The organism is Kitasatospora sp. NPDC001159, assembly GCF_053598235.1.
This window is the reverse complement of the sequence record NZ_JBSFJV010000247.1, coordinates 1-2,464: the sequence shown is the minus strand read 5'-3', so window position 1 is coordinate 2,464 and position 2,464 is coordinate 1. Positions and strand designations below refer to the sequence as shown.

Here is a 2,464-nt window from a genome sequence, read left to right as displayed (position 1 = left end):
GTCGTGGCACATGGCATCGCGGTCAGGGGTGGAGGGCGTGGTCGGGGTGTGGAGGTCGTCGATGGTGATGTCGACGCGTGTGACGGCGAGGCCCAGGGTGTGTTGTGCGTTGTGCAGGACGGCCTGGCGGACCTGGTCGGCCTGGGGGAGCAGTGGGCGGGACGGGTCGGCGGTGAGGGTCATGGTCGCGTGGATGGTTCTGCCGTCGGCGGTGGGTGTGAGGCGGCAGCTGCCGGCCAGGGCCGTGCCGGCGTTGTCGGCGGCGCTGCGCAGTGCTTTGGCTGCGGTGTTCTCGTCGATGTGATGTCCGTGGGCGGGGTCGCCACGGGAGAGCTGTCGTCCTCGTCGGTGTTCGGCTCGTACCGCGCGCATGACCCGCCCGGGCAGGGCCGTGCTCCAGCTGCCGGGTCCCTGGGCGCGCAGGGCCTCGGTGGCCTGACGCAGGAGGCGCTGCTTGTCGGCGTCGGCGCGGTCGTCGGGACTGTCCTGGGTCCGGCCGTTGCCAGGCCCTGTCGGTGTCGGGTCGGCTGCGCGGGGTGGGCGGTGTTCTAGCGCCATGGGTCCATCGCCTCCGCCAGGGATCGGCGTGCGCGGAACAGCCTGCCGCGCACCGTCTGCTCGCTGATGCCGAGGGTCCGTGCGATCTCGCCGTAGTGCATGTCGTGCAGTTCGCGCAGGATCCAGCAGGCCCTCTGGCCGGGGTCGATGCCGGCCAGTGCGTGGGCGAGTGCGCGTGTGGCGGCGCGGGCCTCCGCCACCTCCTCCGGGGCTCCGAGCGTGGGGAAGGCTGCGGGTTCGGGCTGGATGTCGAGGGGTGCGGGGGGCGGGGGACGGCTGCGCAGGAGGCTGAGGCAGCGGTTGGTGACGATGCGGTAGAGCCAGGTGCGGAACGCGGCATCGCCCCGGAAGTCCGGCAGCCGCCTCCACGCGCTGAGGAGGGACTCCTGCACCATGTCCTCGGCGTCCTGCCGGTTGCCGGTCAGGTGACGGGCGAGGGTGGGGAGGGCGGCGCTGTGGCGGCCGACCAGGACGGCGAAGGCGCCGTCGTCGCCCTCCGCTGCGCGGACCGCGAGGAGCCGGTCGCTGACCGGGCCGGTGCGGTCCAGGCGGGTTGCGGTGGACCGGGACGGCAGGCGCCAGGGCGCGGCCAGGCGGTCGTGTCGGGCGGGCGGTAGGGGAGGCCGCTCGCGGAAGTCGGCGGTGGTGTGGGTCTGCGCTGTGCTCATCGTGGCGTCCGGTCGCCGATGCTGAATGCCCCTCCTCTTCTCGCCTGTCCGTTATCCGGAAAGTCATGCCGGAGGTGTGAGGATTTCGTGCGGGCGGCGTCCAACAGTTAGCGGGCCCGGCCGGGTTCGCACCGTGCGAGGTCAAGGAGGCTTGCCATGACGGACACGTCCAGTAATTTCCCGCAGGGCAGCGGACGCCCGGAGGACGGCCTGCAGGGTCGCGTCGGCGCGGACCGGGCGCCTGAGGAGCGGGGGAAGACGACCATCGCCGACAGCGTCGTGGAGAAGATCGTGGGCACCGCCGCGCGGGACGTTCCCGGCATCCACGCGCTGGGAGCCGGGATGTCCCGCACCATAGGCGCGGTACGTGAACGCGTTCCGGGCGGGGGACGGGCGAGCGTCAGGGGCGGCGTGAAGGTCGAGGTGGGCGAGCGCCAGGCCGCCGTCGACCTCGTCGTCGTCGTCGAGTACGGCATCCCCATCACCGAACTGGCGGGCGACGTGCGCGTCAGTGTCATCTCGGCAGTGGAACGCCTGACCGGCCTGGAGGTCGTGGAGGTGAACATCGCCGTCGACGACGTCCACCTCCCCGACGAGGACGAGGACACCGAGAGCCGCGTCGCCTGACCCGCAGCCGCCCGGCCCCGCACCGCCGCTGCCGGGACGTTGCAGCGTGATCGGGGCGGCCCGGGTGACACCGAGCAAGGAGCATGTGAGATGAGCACAGCCGCAATCGGTCTGCTCGCGGGAATGGCGCTGGGATTCGCCGGGTACTTCGGAGGTTTCTGGGCCTTCCTCCTGGTCCTCGTCCTCGGCGTGGTCGGCCTCGTCGTCGGGCGCCTCCTGGAGGGCGAGGACATCAGGGACTGGCGTCGGCCCCGTTCCGAGGACCGGCGCCGATGACCCCGCAACCCGTCGCGGCACATGAGCGCGGCGCCACCGTCATCCCGGACCGCGTGGTGGCCAGGATCGCCGCGCGAGCCGGCCGGGAGGCCCTCCTCACACAGCCGTACGGCCCCGCACGGCCCGCACCGCCGACCCCCGACGCCTCGGCCCACGTCCACGGCGGCTCCGCCCGCATCAGGCTGGCCGTCGAGCTGCCGTATCCGATCGACCTCGCCGCAGCCGCCCGCGAACTGCAACGCCAGGTGACCCAGCGCGTGGGCCACCTGACCGGACTCGAGGTCACCGAAGTCGCCCTCGCGATCCGCCGCCTCAGCCCCGAGGGCAGTGGCGGC

General features: G+C 72.8%; 5 protein-coding genes. 3 read left to right on the top strand and 2 right to left on the bottom strand.

What is annotated here, in order from left to right:
* Both ACWC9T_RS41525 and ACWC9T_RS41520 read right to left on the bottom strand, forming a co-directional pair.
* Positions 1–558: hypothetical protein (locus ACWC9T_RS41525; protein ID WP_449826205.1), on the bottom strand; the 558-nt coding region annotated here is incomplete at its 3' end.
* The gene (locus tag ACWC9T_RS41520) at positions 549–1,226 is read right to left on the bottom strand and encodes an RNA polymerase sigma factor (RefSeq protein WP_449826204.1); all 678 of its coding nucleotides are present in this window, start codon (positions 1,224–1,226) and stop codon (positions 549–551) included. The genes ACWC9T_RS41525 and ACWC9T_RS41520, both read right to left, overlap by 10 nt.
* A 156-nt stretch (positions 1,227–1,382) precedes the next feature.
* Here ACWC9T_RS41520 and ACWC9T_RS41515 point away from each other — a divergent pair, with 156 nt between their 5' ends.
* From ACWC9T_RS41515 to ACWC9T_RS41505, 3 genes are all read left to right on the top strand, one after another.
* The gene (locus ACWC9T_RS41515; RefSeq protein ID WP_449826203.1) at positions 1,383–1,853 is read left to right on the top strand and encodes an Asp23/Gls24 family envelope stress response protein; all 471 of its coding nucleotides are present in this window, start codon (positions 1,383–1,385) and stop codon (positions 1,851–1,853) included.
* 90 nt (positions 1,854–1,943) lie between these two features.
* Positions 1,944–2,129, top strand: coding sequence for a hypothetical protein (locus tag ACWC9T_RS41510; protein WP_449826202.1), 186 nt, complete (start codon positions 1,944–1,946; stop codon positions 2,127–2,129).
* Positions 2,126–2,464, top strand: a 339-nt coding sequence (locus ACWC9T_RS41505; protein ID WP_449826201.1) for an Asp23/Gls24 family envelope stress response protein, incomplete at its 3' end; no start/stop codon positions are given. The genes ACWC9T_RS41510 and ACWC9T_RS41505, both read left to right, overlap by 4 nt.